Origin of the sequence: Paraburkholderia tagetis (assembly GCF_022213065.1) — a bacterium.
Taxonomy (GTDB): Bacteria; Pseudomonadota; Gammaproteobacteria; order Burkholderiales; family Burkholderiaceae; genus Paraburkholderia; species Paraburkholderia tagetis.
Map to the genome: position 1 here is coordinate 1 of NZ_JAKLJA010000101.1, position 789 is coordinate 789.

Sequence of the window (789 nt, forward strand, 5' to 3'; positions counted from 1 at the left end):
TGGACGTTCGAGTGGACGTTACTGGCGGGCAGCGCCCAGCCGCGCGTCAGCGCAGCGAGCCGGCCATCGCCACGCATGCGCGTGATTGCCCCGTCGATGCGCTTTTGCAGCGACTGCGTGCCGGGTCCCGAAGCAAACACGAGATTCCAGTCGGCGTAGGGCGACCCGGCGCTGGCGACGTCGAACTGCTGCCCGGGGTGCGCACGCCGGTACGCAACCACGGCCGGATACCAGACGATCGCACGCTGTGCGCGGCCCCTGGCGAGCGCGTCGACAGTAAGCTCCGAGGTGTTCTCGAGATCGAAGCGCGCATTCTTCTGCTGGACCGCGATCAATTGCGAGGGGCTCGACCAGGTGGCGGCGATGGTGATCTTGCCGTCGGCGGGCGCGACGCCCGTGTGTGCACCATGCGCGTCGCGCAGTGTGACGCTCACGTAGCCGGAATGCAGGTAGCCCTGCGAGAAAAGCAGGTGCGAGTCGGCGCCATCGGCCACGCTCGAACGTGGGAAGCCCGCGATCACATCGCAGTCGCGCTGCAGCGACTGGGTGAGTTCACGAGCGGAGATACCGTCGTCGCCACTGTTGTCGTCGATGCCGCGCGTCGAAAACGTCGCGGCGATGCCGGCGGTGTCCAGCACGGCGCGTGCAACGGACGTGTCCAGCTCGGCCGAAGGACTGCCAGGCAATGTGCACACGCGCACGCTGGACGCCGCCTGCGCAGATGACTGCGCAGCGCCGGCCGCGAGCGCGGCGGCGAGCGCAATATGGGTGAGTCGAATGTTCATGATG

At 67.7% G+C, this 789-nt stretch carries 1 protein-coding gene; it reads right to left on the minus strand.

Annotation, left to right across the window (positions count from 1 at the left end; genetic code table 11):
- A partial coding sequence (locus L5014_RS38290) for a substrate-binding periplasmic protein (RefSeq protein WP_238469054.1) occupies nucleotides 1-785 on the minus strand: 785 nt, incomplete at its 3' end.
- Between the last annotated feature and the right edge of the window lie 4 nt (nucleotides 786-789).